Source organism: Flavobacterium indicum GPTSA100-9 = DSM 17447, from assembly GCF_000455605.1.
GTDB classification, from domain to species: domain Bacteria; phylum Bacteroidota; class Bacteroidia; order Flavobacteriales; family Flavobacteriaceae; genus Flavobacterium; species Flavobacterium indicum.
Genome location: NC_017025.1, coordinates 533624 through 552180 on the forward strand (window position 1 = coordinate 533624; position 18557 = coordinate 552180).

Here is an 18557-nt window from a genome sequence, read left to right on the forward strand (position 1 = left end):
AAATAGAATTTATAAAATGTAACAACTTTTGTTTTTTTGATACATATATCATAAGTAATAAGGTTATGTTTCTATATTTTCGATTATTAGGAGAAAGTTTAAGCTTTGCATTAAATGCTTTGCGAAATAATAAGTTGAGAACATTTTTGTCTCTGCTTGGAGTTACTATTGGTATTTTTTCTATCATAGCAGTTTTAGCCGCTGTTGATTCAATGAAAAAAAATATTGAGGGTAGTTTAAGTGGGATGGATATGAATACGGTTTATTTATTTAAATATTCTTTTGGACCATCTGATATTCCACAATGGAAAAGAGAACAATTTCCTAATGTTACTTATGAAGAATATCAATATTTGAAAAAGAACCTGAATGACGTTGACCAAATTTCATTTAATTTTTTTACGCGAAATGAAAGTATTAAATATGAAGATAATATTGTAACTTCAATTCGTGTTAAGCCATCAACTTTTGAATTTTTTGATATTGAACCGTTTACTGTTGAAAAAGGAAGGTTGTTTAATGAATCAGAATCCAATTCTGGTGTACCCGTAATTGTAATAGGACATGATGTTGCAGAAGGATTGTTTCAAAATAATGATCCTTTAGGTAAACAAATTAGACTGTATGGGCAGCGTTTTAAAGTTATAGGTGTTTTAAAAAAACAAGGTCAAGATACATTTGGGGATAGTAACGATGTTGCTGTTTTTTTTCCAGTTAATTTTATGAGAAAAATGTACGGCGATAATAATAAAACTTTTACTCCGGCAATTTTAATAAAACCTGAAAAAGGAATTGATGTTGAGGAGTTTAAAGCGGAGTTGACTCAAAAGTTAAGAAGTCATAGAGGATTAAAACCTAATGATATTGATAACTTTTTTATCAATGTTTTATCAGGATTTACAGAGTTTATAGATAATATTACCGGGCAAATGAATGTGGTGGGGTGGATTTTGAGTGGATTCTCGCTTTTAGTTGGTGGATTTGGGATTGCCAACATTATGTTTGTTTCAGTAAAGGAAAGGACCAATTTAATTGGAATTCAAAAAGCATTAGGTGCAAAAAATAAATTTATTTTATTCCAGTTTTTGTTTGAAGCAATCATCTTATCTTTATTTGGTGGGTTAATTGGAATGTTTTTAGTATGGATAATTGCAATTATATTGACAAATGTTCTAGAGTTTGAATTCGTATTAAGTTTGGCTAACATTATTTTAGGCTCTGGATTAGCAATATTAATTGGACTTATAGCGGGTATTATTCCTGCAATTTCAGCTTCAAAATTAGATCCTGTTGAAGCTATTAGAACTGGAATGTAATTTTTTCCGTATTTAATGTTAAAATAATGATTATTTAGAATAAAAAAATACTTATTTTAGCAAACCAAAAAAATCTATTTAATCTAAAATGTGCGGAATTTCGGGGTTTAACAATAATATTGTAACCCATTTTAACCGTAATTCATTAATTAAAAATTTTAATGAATTACAAATTCATAGGGGTCCAGATTATACCGGAACTTGGATGAATGAAGACTTTACTTTTTTTCATCATAGATTAGCATTAATCGATGGTTCTTCTAATGCTAATCAACCTTTTTTTAATGAAAATTACGTGCTTTGCTTTAATGGTGAAATTTATAATTTTAAAAAGTTAAAGCAAGTATTATCTTCTGTTCAATTTAAATCGTCTTCGGATACCGAAGTGTTGTTTTATTATCTTGTAAATTTTGGAATTGAAAAAACACTTCAAGATATACAAGGAATGTTTGCCTTCTCCTTTTACGATATTGCAAAAAAAGAATTGTTCCTAGCTCGGGATCGCTTTGGTATAAAACCCTTGTATTTTTATAAAAACGGAAGTCAATTTGCTTTTGCATCAGAATCGAGGACATTAGCAAAGGCTTTAAATTTAAAACCCGATTCGTATAAAACAATCATGGCAATGAATAGTACGGCCGAAGGAAGTACTACTTATTCTTTGTTTAATCATGTAGAAAATATACAACCAGGATCGTTCGTAAAAATAGATACTCAACTTAATTTGTCGGAACATTTTTATTACCGACTGGCTAATGATGTGGATGTACATTTGCACAACGACTTAAAGAAACTTTCTAAAAAACAAATTGTTGATCAATTTGATAACTTGATGTCTAAGTCGGTTGAAGAAATGTTAGTCAGTGATTTTCCTATGGGCGCTTTTGTGAGTGGTGGAATCGACTCGTCAATCATTACTGCGCTTGCAAAAGAGAAAATTTCCGATTTTAGTTTGTTTACCGCTGATATTAATGGTAAACACTCGGAATATGAAGACACAAAAGCCCTAGCGAATCATTTAAAATTACCCTTGTTTAAGACCGATTTTAAACCAGAAGATTTTCTTAGTTATTGGGTACAAGCAACAGAGTATAATGCCGCTCCAAAGGTTTATTTTACAAACGGAATTCCTATTTCTAGAGTGGCAAGTTTGGCAAGACAACATGAGGTAAAAGCGGTAATTTGCGGTGAAGGTTCTGATGAACTTTTTTTAGGTTATTCTAAATTAATGGCGCAACGTTATAAGAAAGCGTTACTTTTTCCTCATGATTTAATTAAAAAGCTATATAAAATTTATCCCGCATTAAATAATTATTTATTTCCATCAAATGATTCAAACTTGGATGCTTTTAATATTCGTTTTGCTAACGGATTTAAAAGTGAAATGTTGTACGAAGCCGGGAATGAAGTTTATAGTTTTATATCGAATAAAGAAAGAAAATATTATGTAGATTCTTTTGAAATGGCTCAAAAACATTTGCATGCGTTGTTTCACCGAAATGATCGAATGGGAATGATTTCTTCTATTGAAGTGCGTTTTCCATTTTTACATGAAGAGGTAGTGAAATTTGCAGTCAATTTACCTTTGGAATATAAAACCAGATGGACAACAAAACTGCATAATAAAAAACATCCTTTTATTACAGATAAATGGATAGTTAGAGAAATTTCGAAAAAGCATTTACCAAAGAATTTAGTTTCTAAAAAGAAAAATGGTTTACCTATTGAAGGTTTAAACGGACTTAAATTTGATAAATCGTTCTTTAAAAATGGTTATTTAGCGGAAATTATGCATTTAAATAACGCTGCTTTAGAACATATTATTAAAAATGAAAATCCGTATTTTATTGGGAAATTAGCTTCTGTTGAGATTTTCGGACTCTTGTATGATTACCAATTATCAAACGAAGAAATTCAATCTAAAATCAATCAATTTATTACCTTAAAAAAATAAAAAAGTCCCGATTTATCGGGACTTTTTGTTCGCTTATAAGTTGTATTTCAGACTTAAAATAATATATCTTGGTTGCACATAGTAACTGGAGAAATTACTTGACCCACCCAAAGCATTAAAACTACTGTCGTTTAACGTTTTAGTATTTAATAAATTGGTGGCGTTTATTTTATATTCAAACTTACTGTCTTTTTTCTGGTAGCTTAATGAAGCTGTTAAGAAATCATATTCGGTGTTAATTGTTTTTTCCTTGTTTCTATTATGATAAAAACTGTATTCAGAGGTAAATGAAAAAGCATCTAAGAAAAAGTATTCTAATAAAACCGATGGATTATCTACATAATAAGTTTGGTTTTGGAAATCATTAATAGTGTATTCATATTCTAAACTTAAATTCGGTAAATTTTTCAAATTAGTTGAAAAACTAGCACCATAGGTTTGAATAAACGACTCAGTAGTTTGAATATATTCTGAGTTGTCAAAATTCACACGAATGTTGTTGTTTTTTGACCAATTTAATCTTGCATTAACATCACCTTTAAAATATCTTAAAAATGAACGGCCATAACCACTTAACAAAGAAATTGTTTCTTTAGGATAATTTGACGGTATATTAATGGAGGAAGTAACTTGATTTAAGCCTGTTAATAAGATTCTATTGGTAACTGCATCCACCTGACGTGTATAAGTTAAATTAGCAAAAATGTTTTCAAAATTAAACATGGTATATTTAAAGAATCGTAAGGAGTGTTCGTGAGCTAAAGAGTTTTCTAAAAATCGATTCCCACTAAATAAACTGTTGTAGTTAGAGAACACGTAACCTTGAGCTAATTTGTTAATGTCGGTAAAACTATTGGTCATACTGTAAGTATAGGTCAACGTTTGCGACTTTTTCATTTGCCATAACGCATAAAAATCAGGAAGCACTCGAGTAAAACTCATTTTGTTTGAAGTGCCTAACTGTTCATCTTTTGTGTTAAACTGGTGGAAGCTCACTCCAGGATTGAACGTAAATTTACCTAATAAAAATTTATAATGTACACCTAAGAAAACATCATTGAAATTGTATTTTACATTATTATTGTTTTCTGCAGCCGTTAAATTATTTGTGTTTCCATTATCCAAAATTTGGAAAATATTAGAATTAAAGCTTTGATTTGAGTAGGTATTTCCTAAAGTGAAATTAATATTACTTTTTGGTGTTACCATATAGTAATAATCAATTTTAGCATCGGTTTTATTTGTTTTAACCAAACGATCTTGATTCACATCATTTCTAGTTTGCGAATTATCATAACCTGACAAGTTAAAAGGTTGTATGGTTAAATTGGCATTGTAAAACGGATCTTCTTCTTGGAATAAGTTTTGCAATTCAAAAGCAAAAACGTGTTTTTCATTTAACGTATAATAATAATTTAAATTTTGATTTACAGATAATGGTTTTTGCTTTTTAACGGTATAAATATCGCCTTGTAAACTAGAAATTGTACTTTGATTTTCTAACTGGTTCGAAACTTTCAATAAAGCATCATAATCAAAGTGTACTTTCGTGTTCGGAACATAACTCGAACTTAATTTAAATAAACCTAAATCGGTACGTTGTCTAGCTTGATCGGTTTTGTTTTCAGTTACATTTACAGTTGTGTTGCCGACACGGTCTGTACGATTATAAATGTTTTGTGTTAATAAATCCGTCTTGTTATAAGAATAAATACCAAAACCACTAATGGTCCATGCTTTTGACGGATTATAACTAAAGTTAGCTGCTCCAAATTTGGCATCGATATTTTGTGCGCGATTGTTTCTCATACCTGTAATACCAATATCGTTAGTAGTAATGTTCATAGTTGAGCCACTTTTTTTCATCATGTTTTTAAATCCACCTGTGAATTTAAAATAATCTTGCATGGTTAAGGGGAGTTCACCAATGTTATTCAGATTTCCAATGGCGTTAATACTGTATTTTGGACTGTAATAGAACAATTTCGGATTTAAAATATAACGATCTTCTGTTTCGCCAACCCCAGCGCCAGCCATCATATCTCCAAACCAAAAATTCTTTTTACCTTCTTTTAATTTGATATTTAAAGCAATGTTTTCTTCATTATTTTCTAAGCCTTTTAAATTAGATACTTCGTTGTAATTACGTAACACCTGAATTTTATCTAGTGCATCAGCAGGAATGTTTTTAGTTGCAATTTTGGTATCGCCATCAAAAAAATCTTTGCCTTCTACCATTACTTTTTGCACTTTTTTACCTTCCACTTCAATTTCACCGTCTTTGTTTACTTCAACTCCAGGTAATTTTTTAAGTACATCTTCTAATTTTTTCTCAGTACCATTAGTAAATGAATCGGAATTGTAAATAATGGTATCGCCACTAATTCTAACCGGCATTTCTTTTACGATTTCAACCGCTTCAATTTCATTGTTTTCTTGTAAAGAAATGTCAAAAGTCATGTTTTGATTGCCCGTTTTAATTGTTTTTTCAAAAGGAGCAAAACCAATATAACCGGCTTTGATAGTGTATTCTGTATTGGCTTTTAAGTTTAAAGAGAATTTTCCTTTATCACTTGTAATGTTATAGGCATCCATCGCTTTTGTCGTTTGATTAATTGCCATAACGTTTGCAGTTTCAATCGGATTGTTCTGATTGTCTTTTAAGGTTCCTTCAACTTTTACAGATTGTGCTTGAATAATTCCAGTAACCAAAAAGGCGAAAAGTAAAATTATTTTTTTCATTGTTTATAAAATAGAAGTCGCTCGGTTAAAAGCGACTTTATGTATTAAATTAAATTTATTATCTACCCATTCTAAATTGCATTCCTCTTCCACCACCTGGGCCACCACCCATTTCACTCATTTCTTTCATTTTTTTCATAATGATGTCGTCAAACTCTTTTTGAGTAACTTTATCACCACCTGTAGGAGCTTTTATTTCTGTTTTTTCTTTTATGTTCATTGCCAATTTAGAACATAAAATAATGGTTTTTCCATCATTAACTTCCATAATTAAACCAGGTAGACCCCAATATCCTTCTGGTCCTTGATTAATTGGAATTTCAGGGCAATACCAAGCAGTAACAGTTATTTCTTTTGGCAAATCTATTTCGTCAAAAAAGTTGGTCTTCTTTTCTTTTTGTTCTGAAGTTGTTTCGTCTTTTGTTTCAGTTTTTCCTTCTTCTTTTTTGGCTTCTTTTCTTCTAAAGTTTCTAAAATCAGATTTGCTTGCCGCAACAACAGCTGTAGCTTTAAAACAATTGTAATCTCCAATTTTTTTGGTTTCTTGACTCAATACCCAATTGTATTTTGGTAGGGAATCTTTAATTAAAAATTCTTTTCCAAATATTTCTTTATCAACGGTATAGGTTTTCTCTTTTACGTTTTTGTAATAGGTGCCACCACCACCCATCATAGAAGACATCATGCGCATGCCGCCATTTTGCCCTGGAGCATCTAACTTTTCTTCTTCTTTATAAATAGAGGCAGATTTATCAAAATTCAAAATAAAAGTTTTTTCAAATGCTTTTTTCATTCTTTCAGCAATTTGGGCTTTCATTTCGGGTGTAATATCTTTATTACTATCCATGTTTTTCATGAATTCGGCTGTGCTAGTTTTCGATTCATAAACTGCCATACCTTGAAAATCTTTTTGAGCAAATGTGGCTAAACTTGAAAGCCCAACCATTAGTAAAACTATTTTTTTCATTAGATTGTAATTAAGTTTTGTTTGTTAGACTACAATTTTATGAAAAGGTTACATGGTAATTTGTTATTTTTGTGTTAATTGAACTGAAATCATTTTTTAAGGTATAAAACATTTAAATCAATAAGTATATTTATAGGTTTAAAAATTTTGCTATTTAAATTTGATGTCATTTTACTTCTGTTCCATTTTTTTCCATAATAATTTTCAAAAGTTAGTTGTTGGCCTTCGCCTTTACTGAATCTTAAACCTGGGCCTGATTTATCTCCTTTTTGAAATTCTCTATTCAAATCTAATAATTCTACTGAAACAAATATTCCTTCATTTAAAAAAGGTATTTTTTTGTCCTCTACGTTTAACTCAAAAATGTAAGTTTTGTTTTTTGGATTAATAATAATATCTTCTTTAAGTAAATATTCAGAAGGAAATCGAGAAATACTGTCTATAGTGTAAAATTTAACTCTGTATTTTGATAATTTATTTGCATTAGGATTTTTTCTGAAATGAATTTTTACAGATTTTATTCTACCAACTTCTTGCCTTTTATTAAAGAAACGTAAAGCAAATTCACATCCAGGGAATGCAAAAATTCTTATATCGCCTTCAATTTTACTCTTAATTTTAAAAAGTTCTGAATATTTTTTTCTCTTTTCTGAGATAATTAACTCGTCAATTTCATTATTTGAAATTTCAAGTTTAGAATTTAATGTATATACTTTGTTTTCATTAAATTGATTAAGTGGAATAAATTTAGGTTTATAACCTAAATAGGATATTTTTAATGTATCATTAAGTTTATTTTTAATATTAATGATAAATTGTCCTTCTTCATTTGAAGTAGTTCCTCCATTACTGTTCTTAAAACTGAAATTTGTATATTTTAGAATATTTCCAGAAATACTATCAGTAATTATTCCCTTTATAGTTTGAGAGAAACCAAAATTGAAAAATACTACGAGAAAAAATAATGTGTTTTTCATTTTTTGTTTTTTTAATAATGTGTAAAAGTAAGATAATATTGCGTAATTATTTTGTCACGAATTTTAAGTGTTTTTCATAATTTTGTCTTATGATAAAATATCTTGTTTTCTTATTCCCAATTTTCTTAAAAGCACAAGAAATTAAACTTTTAAGCCAAGATGCTTTGCCTTCAAATTATGATGTGTTTTGGGGTAAAGATGTAGTAGGATGTTCTTATTTTTCTATCCAAAATGATGTGTTTAAAGTGTGTGAAAATCATAGTGCTAACTTTACATCAAATTTAGGCGGTAAGTTGACTAATGTAGATGTTTTTAATAGTTTAAATGTGTTTTTGTTCTATAAAAATACCAATGCTGTTGTGGTTTTAGATAAACAGTTTAATCAAATTAAATCGGTGTCATCAACAACTCTTTTGTTTGATTTTGTTAAACCCGCTTCTCAAAATGATTTTTGGTTTTACGATAATTTTACCCAAAAGATTGGATTGTATAATTTAAATACCGATAGTCACCGTATGATTTCCAATGTAATTCAGAATAAAATCATTTATGCGCACTCCGATTATAATTCCTTTTATTGGATTGATGATACTTTTACTTATTACAGTATTGATAAATTTGGAAAAATAAAGAATTTAGGTGTAGTTCCAGCTTTCGAACAAATAGCTTTTGATTCATCTGATAAATGGTTACTCTTAAAAGAGAATCAAATATGGTTTTATGATTACAATCAGAAGAAATTAAAGGCGTTACACATAGAGGAAAAAATCATTAAAAATTTTTGTTTTAAAGATGGAATTTTAGCTATTTTTACCGAAAATCTGATTAGTAATTATCAATTAAAATTTGAATAAATGCATATAGCTGTAGCAGGGAATATTGGTGCGGGAAAAACGACGTTAACAAAATTATTATCAAAGCATTTTAAATGGGAAGCTCATTTTGAAGATGTAGATGATAACCCTTATTTAGATGATTTTTATCATTCGATGGAGCGTTGGAGCTTCAACCTACAAATTTATTTCTTAAACAGTCGTTTCAGACAAATTTTAGATATTCGTAAAACGGGTAAAAAAACGATACAAGACCGTACCATTTATGAAGATGCATTTATTTTTGCACCCAATCTTCATGCCATGGGTTTAATGACGAATCGTGATTATACGAACTATAAATCGTTGTTTGATCTGATGGAAGATTTAGTGGGACCGCCTGATTTGTTAATTTATCTAAGAAGTTCAATTCCTAATTTGGTGAAACAAATTCACATGCGTGGGCGTGATTATGAAAACACCATTTCAATTGATTATTTAAGTCGATTGAACGAACGTTATGAGGCTTGGATTCAAACGTACGACAAAGGGAAATTGGTTATCATAGATGTAGATAATATTGATTATGTTAACAATCCTGAAGATTTAGGGAATATCATCCAAAAGATTGATGCGGAGATTAATGGATTGTTTTAAAAATAGTAAGCCTTGAGAAATCAAGGCTTTTTTTATTTAACTTGTCATCCTGAACTTGTTTCAGAATATTAAAATTTTCACTTTGAATCGGTAATAAATTCGGCTTGACAGAAAAAACGATTTTATTGTACGGTATTTAAACTATACCATTTCAAATCTTTTATTTCTTTTGATGCTTGAATAATTTTTGGCTCATTGGGTAATACATCAAAGAAATTGTCTTCAAAAAATATATCTTCGGCTTCTAGGCATAAGTTTTTAATCAAGGTAGTAGAAGTAATTTTAATTTGATGATTGGATAAGTATTCAAACCTAATATCAGGTTGGTGTAATTGTAAGTCTTTAGGCTTTACAAAATAATATATTCCTTCTTTTTTTTGTCCAGAATTATCTAAAGTAACCTTCAAAAACATATGATTGGGATTCAATTGAGGAAGTGTTGTTAAATTAATGCTGTTTAGAATGTTACTGGAATTGGGGTGTATGAATGAAGAGGTCTCGTATTGCCAATACACGCGTCCAAAAAAGTCGATTAGTTCTATTTTTAATTGACCATAAAAAGTCGATAAGTCTTCATTTATACCGAAGATGTCAACGATGTTATTTTTTTCTTCAAACGAAATTAATTGTCGTTCAAAACTACGTTTCGCTTGATAATGAAAGGCTTTCCAATTGCCATAAAAATCAATAGAACTCCATGAAGTTACCGGCCAGCAATCATTCAATTGCCAATATAAACTTCCCATACAGTAGGGCATGGCGCGGCGGTGTGCTTCAATTGCTGTTTTCATTCCCTCCGCTTGAAGCAATTGCGATACATAAACATACTCTTCAAAAGAAGAAGGTTTTTTGTAATCTCGAACTAAATATTCATCTATAGTTTCGTAACCTGTTGGGTGTTTTTGATGGACTTTTATGCTTGGGTTTTCCCAATTTAAGTTGGTGGTGAATTTTTTAAATGTAGAGAGGGGAGGCATACCTTGAAAACCATATTCACTCATGAATCGTCCCACTTTTTGGGTGTACATTTCAAAGGGTTCTTTGCCCCACCATACCCCCCAATAATGGGAATCGCCTTGAGTTAAACTTTCTTTCTTGCCCCAACCAATTGAAGGTGATGAAGGCCAATAGAAATATTGATTTTCGCCTAAAGTTTCATTTAATGTAGCTGGAATTAACTCATGAAATAATTTTTCGTAATCCTTCCATATTTGGTTTTTTTCTTCTTTACTGTAATTGAATTGTTTTTGCCAACCCCAATTGTGCCAGCCTTCATCATTTTCATTATTTCCACACCAAATAGCAATTGAAGGATGATTTTGTAATCGTATTATATTATCAGTAATTTCAGCTTTGACATTGTTTAAAAACGCTGTGTCCCCTGGATACATGGCACAAGCAAACATGAAATCTTGCCAAACTAAAATTCCGTTCGCATCACAAGCATTATAAAAGGCATCATCGGCATATACACCACCTCCCCAAACGCGAAGCATATTCATGTTGGCATTTTTGGCTTGAACGACTAAATTGGTATAATTTTCAGTTGATACTTCAGGAAGAAAACTATGTGGAGGAATGTAATTAGCACCTTTCATAAAAACAGGGATGCCATTTAATTTTAAATAAAAACTTTTTCCTGAATTATCTTTTTCTTGAACCCACTCTATATTTCGTAAACCAATAGTTTCTTTTTTTTCTGAAAGTAGTTTTTTCTTATCATAAAGTTGAATGGTAAAGTGATATAAGTGTGGTTCTCCCAAACCATTACACCACCATAATTTTGGTTCTTCAATTTCGTAAGGGAATTCAAGAGTGTTAAATCCTTTTTCTAAACGAATTTCTCTTTTGTGATTTTCAATTTGAACTATAAAATTACCTTTTTTGTTTGACCAAATTTTAGTTTTAAATAGTAAATGGGCTTGTTCTTTTGTTAGTTTCTTTTGTTGAATGTGGCAATTTTCTATATAGCCATGATTGCTAAAATGTAATTGTATTTTCTTGTAGATTCCTGCTGTTACCAATCGGGGTCCCCAATCCCATCCAAAATGATATTGTGCTTTTCTAACAAAAACACGTTCTTTTTCGGGTAATGTGTAGGGCAATTGTTGCGCTAAATCTTTTCCTTTTCTTGACGCGGAGTAAAAAATTATTTTTAAGGAATTATTTCCTTTTTTTAATTTGTTTTTTACATCGATGTTCCAAATGCGAAACATGTTATTAGCGTCTAAAAGTAATGTTTCGTTTAAATAAACTGTTGCATAAGTATCTAGTCCATTAAATTGCAATTGTATGGTTTGATGTTGCAGTTCTTTATTGGTTATATCGAAATTTGTTTCATAAACCCAATTTTCATTTTCAATCCATTGTAGTTTTACTTCATTATCTTCTAGGAAAGGATCGGGAATTAAGTTGTTTTGTAATAAATCAGTATGAACCGTTCCAGGCACGTTAGCTTTATATTTTTCTGATTTTCCTTCTTGGTGAAATTGCCAATTCTCGGTACTTAAATCACGATATGTTTCTTGCCCAAAAAGCGACAATGAACTGGAAAATAGAAGAAGGAATACAACTAGTTTACGCATGAAGTTTTTGTTTTAAATTTTGAATTTCTTCGGTATTTGCAATTTCATATCCATCTGTAATTGCTGCAGAATGATACCAATTTGAATTAACAAACGAATTTAATTCTTCAATATTAGATGATCGAACACCGCCTCCGGGCATAATGATAATTCGGTTATTTGCTTGTTGAATCAAATCTTTTATGAATTCTTTGCCTTCTAAAGCCGTTTTTTTGGTGCCTGAAGTTAAAATGTTTTCAAAACCACAAGAAATGCAATCTTCAAGTGCTTGTTGAACTTCAATCACTTGGTCAAAAGCACGGTGAAAGGTACAAGGTAGGGGATGAGCCAGTTGTATAAGTTCTTTATTTTTAGCAATATCAACTTGAAAATCTTCGGTTAAAAGTCCAAAAACAAATCCGTTAATGTTCTGATTTTTAAATTCAAGAATAGATTTTTTCATTATTTGAAACTCTACATCTGAATAAATAAAATTTCCACCTCTTGGTCGAATCATAATATATTTTGGGATGTTGAATTTTGATGCAAATTTCACCATTTCAATTGAAGGAGTTGTGCCTCCAACTTCCATTTGGTCACAAAGTTCAATTCTATCTGCACCATTTTCAAAAGCGATTTGAATAGAGGCATTCGTAAAACAAGCAATTTCTAATTTTTTCATGATTTTAAATAGAAAGGTGCATCAATTAGACGATTTCCAGAACCATCATGTACGGCATAATTAAAGCCACCTTGCACACAATACGAACCGGATTGCCCTTTTTTATTTAAGGCAATAAAACCAACTTGAATATCTTTTAAATTTTTATTTCTAAGTTTGGTAAGTTTTATAATGCGTTGAACAGCTTCTTCACAGGCTTGTTGAGGTGTTCTGCCATGACGCATTAATTCTACAACCAAATGGCATCCTGCAATTCGAATAACTTCTTCGCCATGTCCTGTTGCTGTTGCTGCCCCGATTTCATTGTCTACAAATAATCCAGCACCAATAATAGGGGAGTCTCCTATTCTTCCATACATTTTATATGCCATACCACTAGTGGTGCAAGCCCCTGATAAATTTCCATGTACATCCATAGCAATCATACCTATAGTGTCATGATTTTCTATGTTGACAATTGGTTTGTATTGGCTTGTTTTTAGCCATTCTTTCCATTCTTTTTCTGATTCTTCAACCAGTAAGTTTTCTTTTTTAAATCCTTGTGATAAAGCAAATTGTAGAGCACCATCACCTGCTAACATCACATGGGGTGTTTTTTCCATTACGGCACGAGCTACAGAAATAGGATGTTTGATGTGTTCTAAACAAGCCACTGAACCAATATTGGCATATTCGTCCATAATACAGGCATCTAATGTAACACGACCATCACGATCGGGTCTACCTCCATAACCAACACTTCTTTCATTAGGATCTGCCTCTGGAATTTTTACTCCTGCTTCTACAGCATCAAGCGCTCGCCCGTTATTTTTTAAAATTTCCCAAGCGGCTTCATTCGCTTGAAGGCCAAAGTTCCAAGTGGAAAGTACAATTGGTTTCTTTACTTTGTTTAATGATGACACAGTAACCTCTTCAATTTTAGTTTTAAATGAACTAAGTGCAAAAGCTACAGAACCAAGAGCTGCTGTTTTTATAAATTTTCTACGATTTGCCATATATTTATTTTTTATTCCACACCAATTTCATCCACAAATAGCCAAGCATTAGAACCTGCTCCAGGTAATCTCTCTGTAATTATTCCGGCATTATAAGCAATGACTTTTACAAATTGAGCCTTTTCTGCATTCAATGTTATGTTGACTTTACCGCCTGATTTTTTAATTTCTTCCGCAGAAATAATATTAATACCTCTGTAGTTTATCCCATCTTCGGATAGTAAAATACCAATTTTTTTTGGATAATAAATCCAACTGCCTTGGCTTTCTAAAACACTAATTGTCACTTTATTGATAACCTCTGATTTCCCTAAATCGATTGTTGCATTTAAGTCTTTTCCAGAAAATCCGAGCCAATCTTTTCCTAATTTGCCTCGATTAGCAGAAATTCCATCAATTAAAGTGAATGTTCCACCAACATTGTAATTTTCATGTGGCGCATCAACTAAATTTATTTTTTTTCCTGTAGCTTTATTTAAAGTAAATACCTGTTCCACAACAGCACTTTTTTGTTTTTCATTTTCAAAAGAAGCGGCTTTTATAGTTTGACTATTTTTAATTTCAATTGGATGTAAATATTGGAAAGAATTGGTATTTGGATTGGTACCGTCTGTTGTATATCTAATGAGGTTTGTGTTTTTTGCGGAATGTAATTCGAACAGTACTCCATTTCCATTTTCAGCGGATTTAACTTTGGAAGTAATTTCAAAAACAGCTTTACTGAAATTGATTCCTTTCTTTTCCAAAATATCAAAATGTTGGAACATTCTGTTTTGAAATTCGGTGTATTTTTCGGGGTTAGATGTACCCCAGAGTACTTCAGATAACGCAAGCATTCTTGGGAAAATCATGTATTCTACATGGGTTGGTGTTTCAATATATTCGGTCCAAACATTCGCTTGGGCTCCCATGATGTACTTGGCTTCTTCTGGTGACAATTCTTTTGGTGTTGGATTGAATGAATATACTTTTTCAACAGGAGTATAGCCGCCAAACGCAATAGGTTCGTTTTTAGGATTGCCTTGATAATGATCAAAATAACAATGAGATCCTGGAGACATGACTACATAATGCTTTTGTTTGGCAGCAGCAATTCCGCCTTCCGTTCCACGCCAACTCATTACGGCAGCATTTGGAGCTAAACCTCCTTCCAAAATTTCATCCCAACCAATAATTTTTCTTCCTTTACTATTAACAAATCTTTCAATACGTTGAATGAAATAACTTTGTAATTCATGTTCGTCTTTTAAATTTTCGGTTTTCATTCTTTTTTGGCAATGTGGACAGGCTTTCCAACGTGTTTTTGGACATTCATCACCACCAATATGAATGTATTCAGAAGGGAAAAGTGCTATTACTTCCGTTAAAATGTTTTCTAAAAATGTAAAGGTTTCGTCTTTCGGACAAAACACATCGTCTAAAACACCCCATGTCTTTCCAACTTCAAATGGGCCACCTGTACATGAATATTCTGGGTAAGCTGCTAAAGCGGCAACGGCATGTCCGGGCATTTCAATTTCCGGAACAATAGTAATGTGTCGTGCCGAAGCATATGCAACTATTTCTTTAATTTCTTCTTGGGTGTAATAGCCACCATAGCGAATGTTGTCGAATTTTTGTTCACTATAATGACCTATCATGGAGCCATTTCGCCAAGCGCCAATGCTCGTTAATTTTGGGTATTTTTTTATTTCAATTCGCCAGCCTTGATCGTCGGTTAAATGCCAATGAAAGACATTGAATTTATAGGTAGCTAAGTAATCAATATATTTTTTTATAAATTCTTTGGGGAAGAAATGACGAGCACAATCCAAATGCATGCCACGCCATTTATATTTTGGTTCGTCTTGAAGTTCAAGACAAGGTATAGAAATGGTTTGTTTTTTTTCGCTTGGAATAATTTGTAATAAACTTTGAATTGCATAAAAAATTCCTTCGGAACTATTTGCGTTTATTTCTATTTGATTGTGTTTAATAATAATTTCATATCGACTTTTTATCTTTGTAGAAATAGTATCAATTAAACGTAGGTTTAAAATTATTTTAGAAGATACTTTTGATTTTTTTTGAGACTGAAGTGATAGTCCGGTTTGATTAAAAATAGCGTTTTGTAAATATGTCACTTCAAAACTGTCCTTTTGATTGGTTTCAATTTCGGTATTTTTTGAAAGTGTAAAAAACGAGTTTCCGACTTTTAAATGCTGAGGTTGTGGAATAATGATTGGATGATTTTGACCAATTGCCCAACTAAAACTAAGTAACAATAAAAAGTAAATGTTTTTCATGTGTTGTGTTTGTTTGGCTAAATGTAAGGAAATTTGAAAATAAAAAAAAGCCTCAGAAAAACTGAGACTTTTTAATTGGAATTTTTGTTTTATTTTTTGGCACAACAATCTGCACCTTCTTTATGTCCTATAAATTTTCCATCTTTATCATAATGTGACATACACATTTCTTTTTCTTCAGCAGAACAACCCAAAGAGTCACACATTTTTGCACATTCTTCTTTAGTCATGGCTGCGCATTTACTCATGTCGCATTTGCCAACCATTTTTGAACTTTCACTGCAACAAGCAGCTTTATTGGTTTCAGCAGCACAACATTCGTGTGTACAAGTGGCAGGAGTGCAATTTTCTTTTTTACACATTGTAGCACATTGTTCAGTTTTACAATGATTGTTTGAAGTTGTAGCACTGTGTCCGCCTAATAGAGGAGCAATTACTAAACCAACTAAACAAGTAAGTTTGATTAAGATATTCATTGAAGGTCCAGAAGTATCTTTAAATGGATCACCAACAGTATCTCCAGTTACTGCGGCTTTGTGAGCATCAGAACCTTTAAATGTCATTTCCCCATTAATCATTACTCCGGCTTCAAAAGATTTCTTTGCGTTGTCCCAAGCACCACCTGCGTTGTTTTGGAAAATGGCCCATAAAACACCCGATACACAAACTCCAGCCATATAACCACCTAAGGCTTCTGCTCCCATTAGAAAACCTAATATAATTGGTGTAATAATGGTAATAGCTCCTGGTAACATCATTTCGCGTAAAGCAGCTTTAGTTGAAATGTCCACACATTTTCCATATTCAGGTTGGCCAGTACCTTCCATAATACCTGGGATTTCTCTAAACTGGCGACGTACTTCGTTTACCATGTCCATTGCTGCTTTTCCAACAGATTGCATAGCCAATGCTGAGAATACAACTGGAATCATACCTCCAATAAATAAAGCGGCTAATACGTCAGCTTTAAAAATATTAATACCTTCAATACCTGTGAAAGTTACATACGCTGCAAATAAAGCTAAAGCAGTTAAAGCGGCAGAAGCAATGGCAAAACCTTTTCCAACTGCAGCAGTTGTATTCCCTACAGAGTCCAACACATCTGTACGTTGACGAACTTCTTTTGGTAATTCGCTCATTTCTGCCACACCTCCAGCATTGTCTGCAATTGGTCCAAAGGCATCAATGGCTAATTGCATAGCTGTTGTTGCCATCATAGCAGAAGCAGCTATTGCCACACCATAAAATCCGGCTAATGCGTAGGCACCCCAAATGGCAGCAGCAAATAAAATAACAGAGCCAAAAGTAGATTTCATACCTGTAGCTAAACCAGCAATTATATTAGTTGCTGCCCCCGTTGATGAATTTTGAACAATATTTAAAACAGGTTTTTTTCCTAATGCAGTAAAATATTCTGTTATTGCAGAAATTAACCAACCTACAGCTAATCCAACTAAAGTGGCGTAAAACACATGACGAGAAGGAATTTCTTTGATGCCTTCACCGAAAAAATTCATTTTAATGGTTTCTGGCAACATTTGTTTGATTAAAAACCAACAAGCGATAACAGTTAATGCTAGAGAAACATAATTTCCTAAATTTAAAGCACCTTGTACTTCCGCTTCTTTAGCCTCGTTGTTTTTGATTTTAACAAAAAAGGTTCCTACGATTGAAGCTAAAATACCCACACCTGCAATAACTAATGGAAGTAGAATTGGTCCCATGTTTCCAAAAGCATCTGTGAATTGAGCGCCATTTGCTTCACTCATGTCTTTAATGATATAATTTCCTAAAACCATAGAAGCTAGTACTGTTGCTACATAAGAACCAAATAAATCGGCTCCCATACCTGCTACATCTCCAACATTATCCCCTACATTATCTGCAATAGTTGCTGGGTTTCTTGGATCGTCTTCTGGAATTCCGGCTTCAACTTTACCTACTAAATCGGCACCAACATCTGCTGCCTTGGTGTAAATTCCACCTCCAACACGAGCAAATAAAGCAATCGATTCGGCACCAAGAGAGAATCCAGCTAAGGTTTCTAATACCATCGACATATTATCATAGAATGATTTTGTAGTATCACCCATGAATTGATTTAAAAATACTAAAAAGAAAATACTTAATCCAAGAACAGCTAAACCGGCTACACCTAGTCCCATTACTGTTCCACCTGAAAAGGAAACTTTTAAGGCTTGAGGTAAGCTTGTTTTTGCGGCTTGTGTTGTTCTTACATTTGATTGAGTTGCAATTCGCATTCCAATGTTTCCAGCTAATGCGGAAAAAATAGCTCCAAAGATAAAAGCCACTACAATCATCCAATGCGATGCGCCTGAAAATTGTGAAACAAAAAACAGAGCTACTGAAGCAATAACCACGAAGATGGCTAATATTCTGTACTCTGCTTTTAAGAAAGCCATTGCGCCTTCTTGAATACTTTTTGAAATACGTTGCATTTTTTCGTCTCCAGCATCTTGTTTGTTTACCCATGAGGCTTTAACAAACATAAATAGTAATCCGAACACGGCCAATGCTATTGGCAGGTAGATCATTAATTCATTCATAAGTTTATTGTTTTTAGTTGTTGATTTTAACAAATTTAA

The 18557-nt window shown here is 32.1% G+C and carries 12 protein-coding genes; 4 read left to right on the plus strand and 8 right to left on the minus strand.

Going from position 1 to position 18557, the window contains the following annotated elements; all coding sequences use genetic code 11:
• The first annotated feature begins 65 nt into the window (after nucleotides 1-65).
• Together KQS_RS02245 and asnB are read left to right on the plus strand one after the other, a co-directional pair.
• Nucleotides 66-1316, plus strand: a complete 1251-nt coding sequence (locus KQS_RS02245; protein WP_014387587.1) for an ABC transporter permease — start codon at nucleotides 66-68, stop codon at nucleotides 1314-1316.
• An 88-nt stretch (nucleotides 1317-1404) separates the two neighbouring features.
• The gene (gene asnB, locus KQS_RS02250; protein WP_014387588.1) at nucleotides 1405-3270 is read left to right on the plus strand and encodes an asparagine synthase (glutamine-hydrolyzing); all 1866 of its coding nucleotides are present in this window, start codon (nucleotides 1405-1407) and stop codon (nucleotides 3268-3270) included.
• A gap of 33 nt (nucleotides 3271-3303) precedes the next feature.
• On the opposite strand, the gene KQS_RS02255 is transcribed toward asnB, so the two are convergent.
• The 3 genes from KQS_RS02255 to KQS_RS02265 form a co-directional block, all read right to left on the minus strand.
• Nucleotides 3304-6012: a TonB-dependent receptor gene (locus KQS_RS02255; RefSeq protein WP_014387589.1), complete on the minus strand. Its 2709-nt coding sequence runs from the start codon at nucleotides 6010-6012 to the stop codon at nucleotides 3304-3306.
• Nucleotides 6013-6070: 58 nt separating this feature from the next.
• Complete coding sequence (locus tag KQS_RS02260) at nucleotides 6071-6979, minus strand: GLPGLI family protein (protein ID WP_014387590.1); 909 nt, start codon at nucleotides 6977-6979, stop codon at nucleotides 6071-6073.
• Nucleotides 6980-7068: 89 nt separating this feature from the next.
• Nucleotides 7069-7956, minus strand: a complete 888-nt coding sequence (locus KQS_RS02265) for a carboxypeptidase-like regulatory domain-containing protein (RefSeq protein ID WP_014387591.1) — start codon at nucleotides 7954-7956, stop codon at nucleotides 7069-7071.
• An 89-nt stretch (nucleotides 7957-8045) separates the two neighbouring features.
• On the opposite strand from KQS_RS02265, the gene KQS_RS02270 reads away from it, so the two are divergent.
• Nucleotides 8046-8810: a ferritin family protein gene (locus tag KQS_RS02270; RefSeq protein ID WP_014387592.1), complete on the plus strand. Its 765-nt coding sequence runs from the start codon at nucleotides 8046-8048 to the stop codon at nucleotides 8808-8810.
• A complete protein-coding gene (locus KQS_RS02275) occupies nucleotides 8811-9425 on the plus strand; it encodes a deoxynucleoside kinase (RefSeq protein ID WP_014387593.1) in 615 nt (204 codons plus the stop codon). It begins immediately after the preceding gene.
• 122 nt (nucleotides 9426-9547) lie between these two features.
• Here the strand turns inward: KQS_RS02275 and KQS_RS02280 are convergent, their stop codons facing one another.
• The 5 genes from KQS_RS02280 to KQS_RS02300 all read right to left on the minus strand — a co-directional run bounded on the left by KQS_RS02280 (nucleotide 9548) and on the right by KQS_RS02300 (nucleotide 18518).
• A complete protein-coding gene (locus KQS_RS02280; RefSeq protein ID WP_014387594.1) occupies nucleotides 9548-12010 on the minus strand; it encodes a beta-mannosidase in 2463 nt (820 codons plus the stop codon).
• Nucleotides 12003-12671 (minus strand): copper homeostasis protein CutC, encoded by a 669-nt coding sequence (locus tag KQS_RS02285; protein ID WP_014387595.1) that lies wholly within the window; start codon nucleotides 12669-12671, stop codon nucleotides 12003-12005. Before KQS_RS02285 ends, KQS_RS02280 begins: the two co-directional genes overlap by 8 nt.
• Entirely contained in the window at nucleotides 12668-13666 is a 999-nt protein-coding gene (locus KQS_RS02290; protein WP_014387596.1) for an isoaspartyl peptidase/L-asparaginase family protein, read from the minus strand. Before KQS_RS02290 ends, KQS_RS02285 begins: the two co-directional genes overlap by 4 nt.
• Before the next feature lie 11 nt (nucleotides 13667-13677).
• The gene (locus KQS_RS02295; protein WP_014387597.1) at nucleotides 13678-15951 is read right to left on the minus strand and encodes a glycoside hydrolase family 20 protein; all 2274 of its coding nucleotides are present in this window, start codon (nucleotides 15949-15951) and stop codon (nucleotides 13678-13680) included.
• A gap of 89 nt (nucleotides 15952-16040) precedes the next feature.
• Nucleotides 16041-18518, minus strand: coding sequence for a sodium-translocating pyrophosphatase (locus KQS_RS02300; protein ID WP_014387598.1), 2478 nt, complete (start codon nucleotides 18516-18518; stop codon nucleotides 16041-16043).
• Nucleotides 18519-18557: the final 39 nt, after the last annotated feature.